The following is a 17778-nucleotide window of genomic DNA, read 5'->3' as shown; positions in this document are numbered from 1 at the left end:
ATTTACAGGGTCGGCAACTCTTCAGATTTGTTTGCATCTTAGATGTCTAAGTTTAAAAAAATTGACTTTGTAAAAATAATAAACTATCATGCCCTGACTCCAGGAAGTTTTGATAATACCAGAAATCAAGGCTGTAAAAGTACCTCTAATCAACTTAAAATTGATTTTTGAATATCTCAAAACCCTATCCAGCCATTCAGGTAGTAATGGGGCAGAATCCCGAAAAGGAAGACATTGATAAAGCCGTGAAGGATAGCAACAAAGGGCAGACTTCTTGTTTTGTAGAAAGCAAAGCCTATAAAAATTCCTATGAAACCTGTATATAAAACTTCGTAAAAGGTTCCGTATCCTGAGTGCATGAACCCGAAAAGAATACCTGTAATTATCAATCCTTCTCTTATACCGAGCACATCTTCAAGTCTGGTCTGAAGAATTGACCTGAAAATAAGTTCTTCGGTTAAGCCTACAAAAAAGACCATTATAAAGGCGAGTTTTAGCAGGTTTCCGATGGAAAGGTCAGGGATCAGGTAGCCTGAATGGATGGTCATGTATTCTCCAAGCCCAAGCAGAAGGCCCAGCGGAATCGAAAGGATCGTATAAGCTAGGAGATTTTTTGAAGTAATCCCTATATGCTCAAAGGAGTTTCGCTGATGCATTACTATGATTGCCAGGGGTATCAAAAGAGGACCGTAGGCGAAAACGAAGGTATAAAGTGTGGTTTCAAAAAATACAGGCATAGATAGATTTACCAATCTCAGGATTGGGAGAAGCATTAGTGCCTCATAAATCCTGTATACTTTGATGTCCTTTATAACTGTATTTGAAAGAGAGAAAGCAATCAAAATTCCAATATGCATCCCTATAGCAAGTTCTATTCTGCCTTCAAAGATAAGAAGTTCGGCTAGGACTATACACACAACAGGTATTGCAGTTAAGAGCCTGATCCTTGTAATCTCGTATTTTTCCTGGTTTGTTTCTTCAAGCCCTAATTTTTTCCAGATTTTATGCGGATAAAGATCTTTCGGAGGATTTTCTATCAATTCTTTCTCTTTTGAAGCCATATGTCGATACATTAAAATAATCAGAACTGCTGCCCCGATTCCTCCAAATGTGTAAAAAAGATCGACATATTGTTCTATTTTCTGGAGAGCCCCTGAATTTTCATCAGATAAGACAAATTTAGAAAACCCTGGTTCTCCCGTATTGTTGGCAGGTATCAGTTTCAGAACAGGCTTCGCCTGTGAAGATGAGAAATTATTTGAATCATTACAATATGCAGGAGAAACTGTTAGTAAAGCTAAACTAAGCACTGAAATAATTATTAGAAGATTCAGTTTTTTTTGTTTTTTATGAATGATTCTTTTTTTCATAGAAATTTCTCCTTTCAGGGCTAATTTACACCTATTTGTGCAGACCTGCCTGGTATTCCACAAGTTCTTATTGTAAATAATATATAAAGTTTTATTTATAGTTCACTACTTCTTTATTCCTACAAGCCTTTTATGATATTGCTTGATCACAATCTTTTAAAATAAATTTTTTAAAATAAGTTGATCGCCCCCTTTCCAGGGGAAAGCTTGACCACAAACCTTTTGAGAAAAGGTTTGATTGAAAACTTCAATCAGCGGTGTGATTAACAGGCGTAACGCTTTTATCACAACCTTTTAAAAATGCTTGACTTAGAAGGTAACATTGACTTAGAAGGTAACATTACAATATTTCAAAATTAGATAATTAGTTGGTGAATTTTATCTTTCTCATCTCTACACAATTTTCTATGTAAAATTTAAGCATTGAGTATCATTTATCCTTGTGGGGGATGAAAAAAGATACAGAGTTAATTATATTTTACAGAATTTTCGGTACATTATATTTTCCTTCTTTTTATTCTTCATAAGTTGCGGCAAATCTACTCAAACTTTAGGTATGTAGAAAGAATTCTTCCAGATATAATTATATATTAATGAGTATGCGCTAGAACCGTTTTAAGTTCTCCAATTATCTCTTTTGAGATTCTACTTTTATATTCTTATAAAAAGTATTTTTTTAGACTTTTATATTTATATATATATAAATATAAATATTTAAAAATCTTTTATTTAATTATCTCAAATATATAATAATATCATAATAAGTCTACCAATTGTATTAAATCATTATTTATTACTACTCTATTTAATTATTCATCAACTTCTTTATTTTATATAAATACTCGACTACCAAAAGTTAATATAGTATAATCTATACACAGTTATATTGTCTTTCAGCTGATTTCAAAACCTAAATTAGTATTTCTGAATTTTTAAATTCCGAGTGACTAATCAAGTTTCTTATCACGATAATGGTTCATGTAACTTTTATTGATATGAATCTAAATATTGGTTTTGGGATGAGCTAAGTTAAATCAGATGCCTTTTAAGGCCTAATTCAAGTTTCACTCTAAATATTTCACTATGTTTAGGGGTCATCCAAATTGAACAACGAAATCCTTGTGGGTAAGAGTACCCAGCGCACAGCACAGAAGCAAAATCCATGTGTTCAGGGGACCTCTCCGCAAAATGTCACGGTGATCCTTCCTGCCTTTAATGAAGAAGTATCCATCGGAAGTGTAGTCCTACTTACCAGATATTATGCCGATAGCGTAATCGTGGTCGATGATGGGAGTTCAGACCGGACGGCTGAGATTGCCAGGAAAGCAGGAGCCGAGGTAATTGTTCATGAAGTAAATAAAGGAAAAGGAGCTGCCCTCAAAACCGGATTTGCAGCCGCTGACGACCTGGGTGCAGATATAATAGTTACCATGGATTCCGACGGTCAGCACAACCCTGCAGAGATACCTAAACTCATCGAGCCAATTATTAAAGGCGAAGCAGATATGGTCAACGGCAGCCGATACTTAAACGGCCTGGACAAGAATACTCCTGCCTACCGTCGCGTTGGACAAACTATTCTGGACGAAGTTACCAACCTAAATTCAGGGCTTCATATTACCGATTCCCAGAGCGGCTTTCGCGCATTTTCAGCCTCAACAAAAGATATTTTCCGCTTTAAAGCCCAGGGCATGGCTATAGAAAGCGAAATGCTTGCAGATGCTGGTAAATCCGGCCTCCGCATAGCTGAGGTTGAAATTGGTGTTCGATATGATGTTGACTGTTCAACCGAACACCCGATAAAACATGGTTTTGGGGTTCTTCTAATGATTTTAAAAGATATTGAATTCAACAAGCCCCTTTACTACCTGACAGTGCCTGGAGCAGCTCTTGGAATAGGCGGTATTATTATGGGAGCTCTTTTCCTGCGAGAATTCGTTATCGGAAAAAATCTGTACTTCGGCCCTACTATTCTAATGGTTCTATTTATTATTGTAGGTAGTTTCATGGCTTTAACAGGTATCTTGCTGCATTCGATATCTGCAATTTTGAGGGATTCGAGAATTAATTAAATGAAAAATAGAGTAAAGTGGGGACTTTTTCTTGAAAATATTACGAGTTACATTTGATATTTACCTAAATATGATCGGTGAGTTTGATATCTGTATTTGTAAGTGTCTAAAAAGCAAAATAATTAAGATATAATGTATCAGTGTATACATCTTCGAAAAAATATGAATATTCATTAGATCTCTTGCTGACGGTTCTTCTACTCTTACTTCTTATATATACATATATATTTGTAAGGTTCACGAGGATCACGATACGTCTAATAGCAGGACAACTCAAAAGTATGGAAACGTCAAGTAACGCCTCAGTTTTATTACTAATCCATGGCTATGACGGTATAGCTTGAGATATTCATTTGATGAATATAATTAAATAATATATTTATTACTAAATATGGAGTTTCTATGACACATAATAAGTTATGGATTGATATGATAAATCCATCTGACGTTCAATTTTTCAACTCACTCCTCAAGGATTTGTATGAATATGAAATAATTTCAACCACAAGAAATCGTGCAGAAACAGTGGACTTGGCAGATTACTTTAAAATAAATAATACGGTTGTTGGCAGAGATTATACTAATCCCGCAAAAAAAATACTAGGTATGATTTTTAGAACTCTGGATCTATCTCTTATTACACCAAGATTTGATTGTTCTCTTTCCTTCGAGAATGGGATGTCTGTTTTTGTTTCTAAGCTTCGAAGAAAAAAATCTATAATGTATTGTGATAATGATTTGAAATTTATTCAAAAAAAAAGCTCTATCCAAGATTTTGAAACAAAACTAAAATCGCTTGCAGATTTTACAATAGTGCCTAAGGTCTGTTATGATAATTTTAAGAATTATTATGATGAATCTAAATTACTAGCTTTTGATGGAATTAAAGAAGATATTTATATTGCAGATTACATTCCTAACAGTTCTTTCTTAGATACTCTTCCTTTTGAAAATTTCATTGTTGTAAGGCCTGAGGCATTAGCATCAATATATGTTAAAGATAAGGAAAGTATAGTTCCAGAGCTATTGAATGCATTTACAAAAGAAAACATTAATGTAGTTTACATTCCTCGGGATGAAGGTGATGCTCGATATGCAGAGGGTACCAATGTTTTTATTCCCGAAAGAGCATTCAATGGTCTTGACCTTTGTTATTATGCAGACGCTATTTTAACAGGATCTGGCACACTTGCAAGAGAGGCTGCATGCATGGGTACAACATCAATTTCTTTTTTCCCTAGCAGTATATTGCTATCTCCTGATCAGTATTTAGTAGATGAGGGAAGAATATTTCACTCTAGGAATGTGGAGAATATTGTAGATTATGTTATATCTAGAAAGAATAATCAACCTGTTGATCTTTCAAAATCTAAGAAAGCAAAAGATTCCGTTGTATCGATGACCAAGGAAATATTAGAAGGAGATCAGTAAAAATGCATGTCTGTATTGTGTTTTCTACACCTTTTCCTCCTAGAGAGGGTATAGGTAATTATGTTTATAATCTTTCCAAACAATTAATTTTGAAAGGTCACAAAGTTACTCTAATAACTAGAGGTGATTTAACTTTTAAAAAATATAAATATGAAGATATGAATATATTAAAACCGACCTTTATTCCTATCTATCCTTTTCATGTACATTTCCATAAAATTTTCACGGATAAACTATTTAAAAAACTAGAATCTTCATTTGATATTGTTCATATTCATTCTCCTCTTGCACCGGTAATATCAACTAACTTACCAATAATTAGTACCTTCCATACTCCAATGAAAACAGACACTATTAATTTTGAGTCGGTAGGACTCTTTTCTTATGCTGCAAAAGCTCAAAGTATAGTTAGTTATCATATAGAAAAAGAACTACTTGAAAGATCTAGAATTATCACTACTGTCTCCTCTACTGTAACTCAAGAATTGGCTAATGAATATAGAATTAATTATAACAATCTACATATAATTTACAATGGTGTCGATGAAAATACTTTCGTGCCAATTGATAAAAAATGCAATAAGAAATATATTTTATATGTAGGAAGTCTTGCCTATCGAAAAGGTCTATTTGATTTAGTTGAATGTGGAAAATACATTTGTAACAAATATCCAGATATTAATTTTGTTATTGTTGGAGACGGAGTTCTTAAAAATAAAATCGTGAATAAAGTAAAGCAACTAAATTTGGAAGATCGATTTTTGTTTAAGGGACATGTTTCAAAACAAAAATTAATCCATTATTACCAAAATGCATTCATACATGTTGTTCCTTCTCACTATGAGGGCCTACCAACCGTTTTATTAGAAGCAATGTCTTGTGGATTGCCCGTTGTTGCAACCAGTGTAAGTGGAAATCTCGATGTTATTTCTTCTGGGGAAAATGGTATCTTAGTTCCTCCAAAAGCACCAAAAGAGATGGCTGAGAAAATCTCTTTTTTAATTCAAAACGACGATTTGAGAATAACATTAGGAATGAAAGCGAGAGAAACAATTGAAGATCGATTTACATGGAATTCGATCTCAAATAATATAATTTCTCTTTATAACTCTTTAATAGGTGAGAACTAAATGCGAGTTGCAGTCGTATGCTTTGATTTTAAGTTGTCAAACATTAGATTACAACCCTGGAGATATATTTATGAAATCTCAAAAGGCATTACTTCAAAAAACATCGATCTTCTTATTATATCTGATGGTTCCTCTACATCACCTACTGAGGATAATATAGATGGTATAAACATCACTCGCTTAGACACACTTCGTTCCTTACCCTTTAGAAAAAACGATCATTTAATTTCCGTTATCGAAAAGTATTCTCCAGATATCATTTTGTGGTCATTAAATAATACAAGCTTTTATTTTTATGAAACAATTAAGACAATAAATAAACCAATAGTTGTTCTATGGCAAAGTACATTTTATGATTTAAGTTATATTTTAAGTTTAGGTTTAAGTGAACTCATTCGTAATTTTAATTCTCTTCTTCTTTACGTAATTAATTCTTTCATCCCTAATTTATTTATTAAGAAGGTCTTGATGTTGCCTTCAATAAAAAAAGTTATAACATTAAACGAAAACAGTAAAAAATCTTTAATGAAATACGGTCTTTTAGATAATGATATTTTCGTAATTCCACCTGGAATTCATGATTATGATTTAGAATTACCTGATATGGTTAGTGTGGAAAACAAAAAACTTGAGATTATAGACAAAAATAATTTTATTATACTATATTTAGGTTCTCCTCTTTCGCTGAGAGGCATAGATACTTTGATTGAGGCTGTTTCTAATGTCAAGGAGACAGTTCCTTCTTTACAGTTGGTAATACTTTCTAGACGTCGTTCTAATAATTTAATTAAAGAAGATGACTATATTAAAGATTTATGTTGCAAAAAAGGTATTCAAAATAACACTATTATCATATCTAAATTTCTAGAACGCAATGATATTAAAGAATTTATAGTGCTGGCAGATGTAATTGCTTTGCCTTTCAAAATTGTTCAATCCGATACTCCTACTAGTATTTTAGAAGTAATGTCTCTAGGAAAAACTGTAATATCAACAAAAGTTGACGGAATTCCTGAATTATTGGCTGAAAGTAGAGGGTATTTAGTAAATCCTAACGATTCCGTTGCTCTTGCTAAATCAATACTTTATCTTTACTCTAACTCGAGTATAAGAGAAAAAATAGGCGTGACAGCAAGAGAATATATGTTAGAATATCCAAAGTGGGATCAAATAACTCAAAATTTCTTAAAACTTTTTGAGCAGATTATAGTATAACTCAATTATCTGAGTTTTTGTAGTTAAAGAGGGCTGATGATGGAAAAAAAACCTTCACTTCTTTGTATTATAGGAGTAGATGGTGTTGGAAAAACAACACATGCGCATAAATTGCTTAATTTATTAAGAAATAAAAACATAACTTGTAAATACACATGGTTTCGTTTTTTCCATTTTTTTTCTCTCCCATTACTTGCAGTTTGTCGATTAACTGGTTTAACTGTTTATGAAGGAGAGGGAACTAAAAGAGTTGGGAAACATGAATTCTATAAATCTAAGATTGTTTCTTTTATATATCCTTGGATTCTCTTCATTGATATATTACCAATGTATTTCATTAAAATATATATCCCACTCAAATTTTTGGGTTACACAATTATTTCTGACAGATTTATATATGACACTCTCGTAGATTTAATGATTGACACAAATGATTTTAAGTTATACAATAAGTTAATTGGGAAGCTATTCCTTCGATTAATACCTCAAGACACTCAGACTATTTTGATTGATTTAGATGAATCAATTATCCGTAACCGAAGGACTGACTTATTGCATGATAAATCCTTAAGACTTCGTAGAGATGTCTATTTCATGATATCTAAAGAATTTGGAATCCCTACTATAAAGAATAATTTAGACATTGAGATGATTCATATTAATATTGCTAAAAACTTTGGGGTATACTAATGGATATTTGTGCTGTTTATCAAAATATATTACCTAAGTTTCCTGAGAAAATTGCTTTCTTCATACTGAGATTGGTAAATTGGTTTTTTCAAGGTTTGCTTTTTGCTTCAAAAACCGAATTAATTATTAAGATTTTAATAGATCTCGTCTTAACTTTAGCCTTCACTATCTTTTTTATAAATTATTATTCTACACCAATCAGTTTTTTAATTTCATTCATTGTGGCTCATTCACTAAACTGGATTTTTGCCACAAATATTTGGAGCACTAGAATTAAAAAATATCGTAATCCTCATGAAAATAATGAACAATTTTATATAGATTCTTTATATAAATTGCAAAAAAGAGTCAAAAATTATGAATTTATTCTTGGTGTCGCAATTTATGGAAGTTTAACTGCTGGAAAATTCCATCTAGGATCTGATGTTGACGTAAAAATTGTCTCAAAACCTGGATTCAAAAATATAATTTGCTCTTATCTATTATTGTTTTCACTTCGAACAAATGCAAATTTCAAAAAATTTCCCCTCGATATTTATGTTATAAATGATATCAAAGATTATGATCTAAAAAAGAACGAAATTCCAATTATACTCTATGAAGTTGATAAAACTATGAGTTTATATTATAAAAATGTTGAATCTTTTGGAAGCCTAACAAATATGTTCGCATCTCTTTAATGGTTATAAATTAGGGGCACATATTAAAAGAACATCTCTTCAAATTTGATATATAGTCAGTATGCGGATATTCTGTAAATTATACTCTCAAAACTATGGATCAAAGAAAAGTCTTTTGAAGGCGCTAAATTTTTGGAATATTTATTGTATTAAAATGAAGAAGGTGAATTATTCCTGCTTCAGGAAAATAAGAAGACTAGGGCAATATAAACTCTCACTTAATAAAGATTTAAAGTATGCTATAGTTATTAAAAATAAATAATGATTAAGCTCCTAAATGCTGAAGAAAGATTTATCTTTGGTAAACATTGACTAAGGTAAATCTCTATAAGCTAATTAGGAGGTATATCCAACTCTTAGACAGATAATTATAGAACTTTGATCTTAGAATATCTATCTAAATAGTTCCAAGAGACTGAACGGACGAGTAATAATGTATCAGGCTTCTTCATTTTCACTCTGGTTTAGTTTTTAGAGATTTTTGAAAGTTGGTAAAAGAAATGATAATGGAATTTGAAGATGAAAATCCCTGCAAAAGAAGGCGGATTTATTAAAAAGCTCATCTTACTACTATATTATATTTTTAAATCTCAGATTTAAAATAAATAACTGATCCTTTTATTAGGAAAAGAATTTTTAAGCTCTTATTGATGCAGAAATAAAATCAGTTTTGGGATGAGCTCTAAATAAATGGATTGACGGATTTGATAAATTAAATATTTGACCGAATTGCCAAAGTCAGGTATTACCGTGAAATTTGAAGAGGGTATAAAATGAAAATTAATTCGGCTACTTTATTATATTTTACTTTAATTTTGATCGCAACTCTTCTACTTTTGCCTAAATCACTTTTGGGTTTTTATCATGTTCAAGTATTTTCTGCAATCTATTTGCCTAATTTAAAGGGCGATGCACCATTTATCTATTTGCCTAATTTAACGAATACGCCATTCAAATCAATTATAGCATATCCAATATTCATGCAAATTTTGTCCATTTTACTTAGGGGAAATGCTATATTTATTAGCAATATTACTGGTATTGCTTCTATTTTATCTATTATTTTTTCATACATCTTATTCTTTCGTATTATGGACGGCAATCATAAAATAAAGTCTATCGCTTCATTTTTATATCCAATTATACTTATATGCACAAATCCTTCAAGCATATTAGCAGGATATGTTTTAGGGTTTTCAACAATTTTATGTTTCATGATCTCTTTCTCTTTCTTAGATGAAAGAAGAAAATCTAATTATATATCTTTATTTTTTGTTGCATTTATTTCATGGATTACATTAGGATTACTTTGGCATTCAGAATATTCAATGATTTATCTTATATTAATTATTTATATAATAATCTCTAATCTGTATAATGTTTCTTACAATAAAATATTTTCTCTATGGAACATTTTAATCTTATACACTGTATCATTTTTATTTACTTGGTTCTATTTAAGAGAAAATACGATCAATAATATCTTAAACTCGGAACAATTTAGATCTATTAGTATTTCATCAATTTTCAACAAAGGTTCATTTACGGGGGCTTTTACTTATAACCATAGCTTACAGATCTATTTAGAATATGTTGATATAATACGATACTTGGGAGATCTATTGGCATATATAATTATGTTGATATTTGCAATAGAATTTGCAATTAATATTTTTAGAAAAAAAAATGTTTCGAAGAATCACATGTTTTTGACATCTCTTTTTATCTCTGATATTTTATTTATCTCTATATATTTTATTTCTACAGGGACTCTTGGAACTAGAATTCTATCAACATTTTCTTATCTACTTATTTTAATAATGCTCAACAGTGATCAACAATTTAGTATAAAATGTTTAAATAATTCTAATCTAAGAGTGCTTATTACATTATTTCTAATAATGCCGCTTATACTTACATCTATATTTTCATTTTATAATTATCTTATAGAAAGCCCCGAACAAAACGTAGATATCGATACATATAATAGTAGTTTTAGATGGATTTCTGAGTATACTGATTCCGATATGATTAATTCAGATGCTCATACTAGCGGGCACTATCAACTATTTTATACATTAGGAGATGTTTTTGACAAAAAACAAATGAATTTTAATAGCTTAAGTTATGCTAAATATAAAAAAATAGTCGATTCTACATATAATCCTTCAGATAATAGTTTATTAGTTATCAATGAGATTCTATATGAAAAACACCTTCAATTCCAAACTTTAGAAGCTTGGAATACTTTTGAACCATTATCTTCTAAATATCTGAAGCAGAATATAAATTTAAACGAGATATACAATGACGGTTATGTGTCAATTGCCCAGTGAATTTTTGCAACCTATTAATACTATTTATAATAATGTGATATTCTGTGTGCAATGGATATTTTCCCAATATTCATTCAACTCTTCCTTTAACCTACATTCTGCAGTATTTTTGACACCCAATTTTCTCTCGCTAGCGTTTTTAAAATATATTAAAATAATAGAGGGTCAAATAGGAACTTGGTGAAATTGGAAGATATCGTTTTTGGCATCTAAATATGGCCATCTCGCTGTTTTTAACTCCTGCACAGCAATTCAATAAATTAGTGTTTGATTGAAAATCGTAATAGGAATATTGTGAATATACTAAAATTTACTGCGGAAAGTGGCTTTAATAATAATATTTTTTAAAGATGTTGGCGTTAAGTTTTTCCAGCAGTAAATCTACTTTTTGCAAAAGTTTGCCTCTATTCAAACACCTCTCTTCAGAGCAATTTTTAATATCTTCCAGCAATTCTGTAGAACTCATATTGTAGGCATATTTTTTCATTGACAAATGTAATTATACTAAAGTATGGTAATGTTATATTGTATTTAGATGTGACCATATTTACTTGGATATGTCGAAAGTAAGTTGGAGTATTTATACATGAAATATGTATTTACTAAAACGGTAAAAACCAATGATATAGATGTTGCACTGGCTGCTCCAACAAGTCCAAATTTTGGTATTAATATTATATTCATTATTGTATTCATAGTAGCACAAAGAATATTTATTCTAAATGATACTTTTATTTTCCCAATACTATAAAAAATAGCTCCTATAGCACTCCATGGAGCATAAATTGAATAACCAATTAAAAGAATCAATAAAGGAACGTAAGCAGGTAAATACTCAACGGTAAACAAAAAACTAATTAAATGCTTTCCTAAAAGTGCGAGTGATAATGATAAGAAAACTACTAATGTAAATGTCTTAAGAGTAACATCTTTAATTAATTTTTTAATAGAACTATAATCTTTTTGTCCATAATACCTTGATATGATTGGGGTTGTTATTCTTTGTATGGAACTAGGAAGTAGAGTAATTCCTTGAATAAATATTACTGCAACTGTGTAAATACCTACCTGGACGTCAGTCATGAAATGTCCTATTAGCCATGTATCTATTTGTGTATTTATCATTGAAATTGAATTCCCAAGCACAGTGTAATATCCAAACCAAAATAACTTTCCTACCAACTGCTTATTGAAGTGTCCACTGTGTAAGCTTGGGTATATACTTATATATTCTTTAATACTATATACCGATAATAATCCAGTAATTATTGTTGGGGCTACAAAACCAATCACTGCCCCGATAACATTCATGTTAAAATAAAAGACTAAAAATACACTTAAAAAAACAATAGCTATATTTTGAATTACATTAATAAAAGCAAACTGTTTCATCTCACGCAATCCATTTAAAACACCCAAAGTTGCTTTTTGTATTGCTATAAAGGGATAACATAATGCAGTAATTTTTAATAAAATAATCATTTCAGGATTATGAAAAAAAGAGAGTGAAATTCTATTTGATAATAAATATAGAAAAGTTCCCATAAGCAGACCACTGGCAAGTGAACCTATAATCCCAGAGTTTACAGAATCTTTTATTCTATCTAAATTGTCTACATATCGTGATATATACTGTGTCATCGCTGCTTCAATGCCGAAAGATGCAAAAATCGTTCCGAACATATATATTGAGAATATTAACGTATAAAGTCCAAGTCCAGAGGGACCTAATTCTTTACCTAATATTATTCTTAAGAATAATTGAACAAATGATGACGCCAGCAAACTAATAAAAGACCATTGGACATCCGCTATTATCTTGTTTTTTTTTACCCTAAACATAATCCCACTTTTCGCACAAGCTTTAAAATTCCAAACTCCGAATTATCTGTTAGTACTACAATAAAATCATATCCGTCTATACATTACTTCTTCAAATCCCTATCTGGAAATTCATTGGCAAGGTCAATATTGACATTGAGAAAGGGTTTTCCATCAGTTTGATCTTCTCTGTAGTTGTGCTGGCTGTGAGATGGAGATCGCTTTTTAAGAAAATTAGGTCGATTGTAAACTGGATGGATTTTTTTGTCGATAAAGCCAATGAAACTTTGGTTGTAGACAGTTTCGTGGAGGGATTTTTCTGGGATTGATTCTTCCGGATAGTGGAAGAGACAGAATTTTTGTACTTTTATTATACCCAGCTTTTCCCGAATGAGTTTTACCTGCTTGTCATAAGTATTGAATAGAATAATGGATTCTATAAATACAAGATAGCTATTTTTAAATCATCATCGTTTTCTTTGATAAGAGGTTAGCTCTTTATTCTCTGGCAATAGTGCAGTCCAGTAGTTCCTGAAAACCTTTTCCTCAAAGGGCATTTTGACTTCTTTAAAGGTATCTATAGTACGTTTGTTTACGTCAATGCCTACAACTTCATGACCGCTGTTTGCAAAAAGAATCGCAGTTGGGAGGCCAATATATCCCTGACCGAACACGCAAATTTTTGACATTCCTTGTTTCACCTTTTGAAAATATTTTAAAAACAAAACTTTCAATATTAGTCTGACTTCTTCAGTACTGGACTTCTTCAGGATCTTATGTATCATCACTGTATTCAGTACTATAATCAGTTATCATACTTTGGAGGACTAGTTCTGCAGCGTTTCCGTATCCGTATGGATTTTCCCATTCAGGATCGGATTCAAGCATCTTTTTTGTGCATTCTATGATATTTTCTCCGCTTCCAGCAATCAGATTTGCACCTACTTCCACCGTTTCAGGTCTCTCTGTGTTGTCCCGGAGTGTTACACAGGGAACTTTCAGGATACAGCTTTCTTCCTGCACACCTCCGCTGTCGGTCAGGATCATTCTTGCCCCGCTTTCGAGCTGTAAAAATTCCAAGTAGCCAAGAGGTTCAATCAGCCTTGTTCCTTTAGGACTTTTAAAACCAAATTTCTTGATCATTTTCACGGCCCTGGGGTGAGCCGGGAAAATTATGGGAAGGCCGAATTCTTTGTATATCTGCAAAAAGCCAGAAAGGATTCTTCCGAGGCGTTCTTTATTATCCACGTTTTCTGCACGGTGGGCTGTGGCTACAAAATATTCTTTTTCCTTTAAGCTGAGTTCTTCAAGGACGTTGGCTCTATTTTTAGAGATCTCAAGATTCTGATAGGCTGCATCAACCACCGTATTTCCTGTAACAAAGATTTTTTCTTCGGAAATACCTTCGTTTAGCAGGTACTTTTTTGAAGTCTCAGTAGGGGCGAAGAGGTAATCTGAAATATGATCTGTTATAATTCTGTTTGTCTCTTCGGGCATTGTCCGGTCAAAAGATCTCAAGCCTGCCTCAACATGTCCAATTTTAATCTGAAGTTTAGTAGCTGCAAGACTCCCTGCAAGGACAGTGTTTGTATCTCCCTGGACAAGCACGATATCTGGTCTGTCTTTAATCAGAATTTCTTCGATGGCTACAAGCATTTTTCCGGTTTGCTCCCCATGCTTGCCAGAGCCTACATCCAGATTATATTTTGCCTGCGGGAGTTTTAACTGCTCAAAAAAGATTTTATCCATTTCGTAACTATAATGCTGACCTGTGTGGAGAATATAATAGTTAATGCCCTGTTTTTCACATTGCCTTATAATAGGGCTCATTTTTATAATCTCAGGCCTTGTGCCGAGAATGATTGCAATCTTCATAATTTTGCCTCGTCTTCGAATGAGAATCCCGCTGTCTCTCTTAATTTTTAGTGAACTACACTTCGTAATTATTTAAATTAATCGGTTGCTTTTATTATTCATAAATCTACCTTTTATAATCATATATCACTATTCTAATTCTATTCTTTTATGATATTTTCAATTTTTATAGCTATCTATCTAATATGTTCCTTTATATATATTTACGTTTAGAAAACGAAAAAAATTTCTATATCATCTTAAACATTGCTATTTTACGTCAAAAATTTCTCTCTTTTATTTATTGCTTCTCCTTGAGTTATGGTAAGTGATCTCAAGCCTAGGGAATATAAGATGATCCTTTCTCTATATGTAAAAATAGTCTGTGTTATATATAAAAATATAATTTAATTTCCTTTAATAGCTTTTTAAAAATATAACTTTTTACAATTCGGGGTAAACATCTTCTAATATTTATATTTGCAGAGATACTTTATCCAAGATTTTCTATTTAATTATATGAATCCATATTTTAATTACCATTGAGGTGAAAAATAATATAAGATGTAAATTTATAATATTGATAATCAATTACTGATCTAACTTTCTGTTATTTACAGTAAATTTATATAATAGTTTTTCATATTTGACTTTAAAAAATTAATATTATAAGGACTATGAAGTAGTTCTAGTGTCATTACAATAAAAATATTTTTGACATGTGTGCAGTCCATTTTACGTATATAAGGTATTCGGGGACCTTCAAATTGAGCGACAAAATACTTTGTGGGTAAGAATACCTATCAGCATAGCCTAGGAACAATACCGTGCTTTAAAGGGACAGTTCCGTAGAATCTCACATTAATCTTCCTGCCTTTAATGAAGAGGTGCCCATTGAAAAATATAATCCAACGTGCCAGATTTTATGCCGACAACACAAATTTGTGGTGATGATAGTCTAGTTGTTCGAGCTTTCCAGCTATAATCCCATATTAATTCAACTGGCCATCGAAATTGTTGTCGATATAATAAGTGATAGCTCGAAAGAAGCACCCCTCAACCCCATCTCCTGAGTGGTTCGTATGAGAATCCAGGAATAAACCCCCCAAATTCACTTTTTGATCTGGTGATTTTATGAAATTAGTAGTAATGATCCCTGCTTACAATGAAGAAAAAACAATTGCCTCTGTTATACAAGAAATTCCCCGCGACTGTTGTGAAGAGGTTAAAGTTCTTGTTATAAACGATGGTTCTATCGACAAGACAGTACAGGAAGCTGAAAAGGCAGGCGCAGATAAAATTATCAGCTTCAAAAAGAACAAAGGGCTTGCTCCTGCTTTCAGGGCAGGCCTTCAGACAGCTCTTGAAATGGGTGCAGATATAATCGTAAACACCGATGGAGATGGGCAATACAACGGAAATGAAATCCGTAAACTCATAGAGCCTATCCTTGTAGGTAGAGCTGATTTTGTCCTGGGTTCTCGTACAAATGGTCGTATCGAGTATATGCCAATCGAGAAGAAAATTGGCAATAGAATCGCAACCTTCATCACCAGAATTGTTTCAGGGTTTCCTGTCTCTGACGCTCAATCTGGTTTCAGAGCCTTTACCAGGGACTGTGCTTTACGCCTGAATGTCATGGCTGATTACACCTATGTCCAGGAAACCCTTATCCAAGCCTCTCACTACGGGCTTGTGATCGAAGAAGTCCCCATCGAATTCAGAAGAAGGGATGGACATTCCCGTCTCATCTCAAGTATCTGGAAATATGCCAAGAGGGCAGGAGGGACAATTGCGAGGGGTTACCGGGATTTCCATCCTCTTTCAACCTTTTTTGGTCTGGGTCTCTTCTTTGTTTTAGCAGGTCTTATTTTTGGGAGTAAAGTGTTGCTTGCATATTTGAAAACAGGAATAGTGGCAGGAAATTTGCCTTCAGCTGTGCTAACCGTATTGCTAATACTCATTGGAGTCTCCACAATGACTCTTGGAATTATAGCTGATATCCTGAAAACCCAGAGGAAGGTTCAGGACGAGATCTTGTATAGGTTGAAAAAACTGGAGTACGAGATCAGAAGTGACAACAAACTGTAAATCGTGGAAGATGATCTATGAAAATACTGGTTGATATTGTACATCCAGCTGATGTCCATGTTATCAAGAATTTTATCTGGGAAATGGAAAAAAGAGGTCATGAGATTCTTGTAACTGCGAGAAATAAAGATGTTGCAATTAATCTTCTTGATGCTTACAATATAAAGTATACAATTATAAGTGAAGCTAGAAAAGGTTTGTTAAATCTTGGAATGGAATTGATTACTAGAGACTTAAAGTTACTAAATATTGCAAGAAAATTTAGGCCGGATATACTTATTGGGCTAATGAATCCTTCAGTTACACATGTCGCCCTGCTCTTGAACAGAAAGAGTATCATGTTTACTGACACGGAGCATGAAAAGCTTATTAATTATGCCTCTTTTCCCTTTGCATCTCTTATTTGCACTCCTAAATGTTATACTAAAAATCTGGGCAAGAAGCAGGTTCGGTACGACAGTTATCATGAAGTTGCATATTTGCATCCCAATTATTTCACACCCAATCCAGCAGTTCTTGAGAAAATCGGGCTGAGTGAAAATGATATTTTTATCGTTATGCGTTTTGTTTCCTGGGGTGCTAGCCATGATGTCGGACAAAGTGGTCTTACTATGGAAGACAAAAGAAATGCGGTAAAAGCTTTTGAGAAGTATGGTCGAGTTCTCATAACTTCTGAAGGTCCATTGCCTCCTGAATTTGAAAAATATCGAATTACTGTCTCCCCTGAAAATATTCATGATCTGTTATATTATGCAACCCTTCTTTATGGCGAAAGTTCAACAATGGCGTCCGAATGTGCTGTGCTAGGTACGCATGCTATTTTCGTGAATACTCTCAGATTAGGGTATACTGATGAAGAAGAAGAGAAATATGATCTTGTCTATAACTTTAATGATGAAATGACAATGGGTAAGGAATCTTTAAAAAAAGCGCTTGAATTACTGAATAGTTCCAATCTAAGGCAAAAGGGAAAGAAAAAAGGCGAACTTTTGCTGCGAGACAAGATTGACGTAACAGCATTTATGGTGAATTTTGTAGAAAATCAATTAAGAATTTGATCTTTTATAAACTCTATGAATATTTTATTT

The 17778-nt window shown here is 32.4% G+C and carries 13 protein-coding genes; 9 read left to right on the top strand and 4 right to left on the bottom strand.

Going from position 1 to position 17778, the window contains the following annotated elements:
- Positions 1-176: 176 nt before the first annotated feature.
- The gene (locus BP549_RS13965) at positions 177-1370 is read right to left on the bottom strand and encodes a CPBP family intramembrane glutamic endopeptidase (protein ID WP_292381616.1); all 1194 of its coding nucleotides are present in this window, start codon (positions 1368-1370) and stop codon (positions 177-179) included.
- Positions 1371-2473: 1103 nt separating this feature from the next.
- On the opposite strand from BP549_RS13965, the gene BP549_RS13960 reads away from it, so the two are divergent.
- From BP549_RS13960 to BP549_RS13930, 7 genes are all read left to right on the top strand, one after another.
- On the top strand, positions 2474-3442 hold the full coding sequence (locus BP549_RS13960; RefSeq protein WP_292381613.1) for a glycosyltransferase family 2 protein: 969 nt from the start codon (positions 2474-2476) through the stop codon (positions 3440-3442).
- A 402-nt stretch (positions 3443-3844) separates the two neighbouring features.
- The gene (locus BP549_RS13955; protein WP_292381611.1) at positions 3845-4873 is read left to right on the top strand and encodes a DUF354 domain-containing protein; all 1029 of its coding nucleotides are present in this window, start codon (positions 3845-3847) and stop codon (positions 4871-4873) included.
- A gap of 2 nt (positions 4874-4875) precedes the next feature.
- On the top strand, positions 4876-6003 hold the full coding sequence (locus tag BP549_RS13950; RefSeq protein WP_292381610.1) for a glycosyltransferase family 4 protein: 1128 nt from the start codon (positions 4876-4878) through the stop codon (positions 6001-6003).
- Positions 6004-7218, top strand: coding sequence for a glycosyltransferase family 4 protein (locus BP549_RS13945; RefSeq protein WP_292381607.1), 1215 nt, complete (start codon positions 6004-6006; stop codon positions 7216-7218).
- A 36-nt stretch (positions 7219-7254) separates the two neighbouring features.
- The gene (locus tag BP549_RS13940; protein ID WP_292381605.1) at positions 7255-7908 is read left to right on the top strand and encodes a thymidylate kinase; all 654 of its coding nucleotides are present in this window, start codon (positions 7255-7257) and stop codon (positions 7906-7908) included.
- The gene (locus tag BP549_RS13935) at positions 7908-8588 is read left to right on the top strand and encodes a nucleotidyltransferase domain-containing protein (protein ID WP_292381602.1); all 681 of its coding nucleotides are present in this window, start codon (positions 7908-7910) and stop codon (positions 8586-8588) included. The genes BP549_RS13940 and BP549_RS13935 overlap by 1 nt, the downstream gene beginning before the upstream one ends.
- 773 nt (positions 8589-9361) lie before the next feature.
- The gene (locus tag BP549_RS13930) at positions 9362-10924 is read left to right on the top strand and encodes a hypothetical protein (RefSeq protein WP_292381600.1); all 1563 of its coding nucleotides are present in this window, start codon (positions 9362-9364) and stop codon (positions 10922-10924) included.
- 531 nt (positions 10925-11455) lie between these two features.
- On the opposite strand, the gene BP549_RS13925 is transcribed toward BP549_RS13930, so the two are convergent.
- From BP549_RS13925 to wecB, 3 genes are all read right to left on the bottom strand, one after another.
- A complete protein-coding gene (locus BP549_RS13925; protein WP_292381597.1) occupies positions 11456-12766 on the bottom strand; it encodes a flippase in 1311 nt (436 codons plus the stop codon).
- 446 nt (positions 12767-13212) lie between these two features.
- Positions 13213-13434, bottom strand: a complete 222-nt coding sequence (locus BP549_RS13920) for a 3-hydroxyacyl-CoA dehydrogenase NAD-binding domain-containing protein (RefSeq protein ID WP_292381596.1) — start codon at positions 13432-13434, stop codon at positions 13213-13215.
- Positions 13435-13519: 85 nt separating this feature from the next.
- On the bottom strand, positions 13520-14620 hold the full coding sequence (gene wecB / locus BP549_RS13915) for a non-hydrolyzing UDP-N-acetylglucosamine 2-epimerase (RefSeq protein WP_292381593.1): 1101 nt from the start codon (positions 14618-14620) through the stop codon (positions 13520-13522).
- Between the two features lie 1113 nt (positions 14621-15733).
- Here wecB and BP549_RS13910 point away from each other — a divergent pair.
- Positions 15734-16690 (top strand): glycosyltransferase family 2 protein, encoded by a 957-nt coding sequence (locus BP549_RS13910; RefSeq protein ID WP_292381592.1) that lies wholly within the window; start codon positions 15734-15736, stop codon positions 16688-16690.
- Between the two features lie 17 nt (positions 16691-16707).
- A complete protein-coding gene (locus BP549_RS13905; RefSeq protein ID WP_292381589.1) occupies positions 16708-17748 on the top strand; it encodes a DUF354 domain-containing protein in 1041 nt (346 codons plus the stop codon).
- Positions 17749-17778 lie beyond the last annotated feature (30 nt).

The sequence above is a fragment of the Methanosarcina sp. UBA289 genome, assembly GCA_002496565.1.
GTDB lineage: Archaea > Halobacteriota > Methanosarcinia > Methanosarcinales > Methanosarcinaceae > Methanosarcina.
This window is presented reverse-complemented; position numbering and strand designations above follow the sequence as displayed.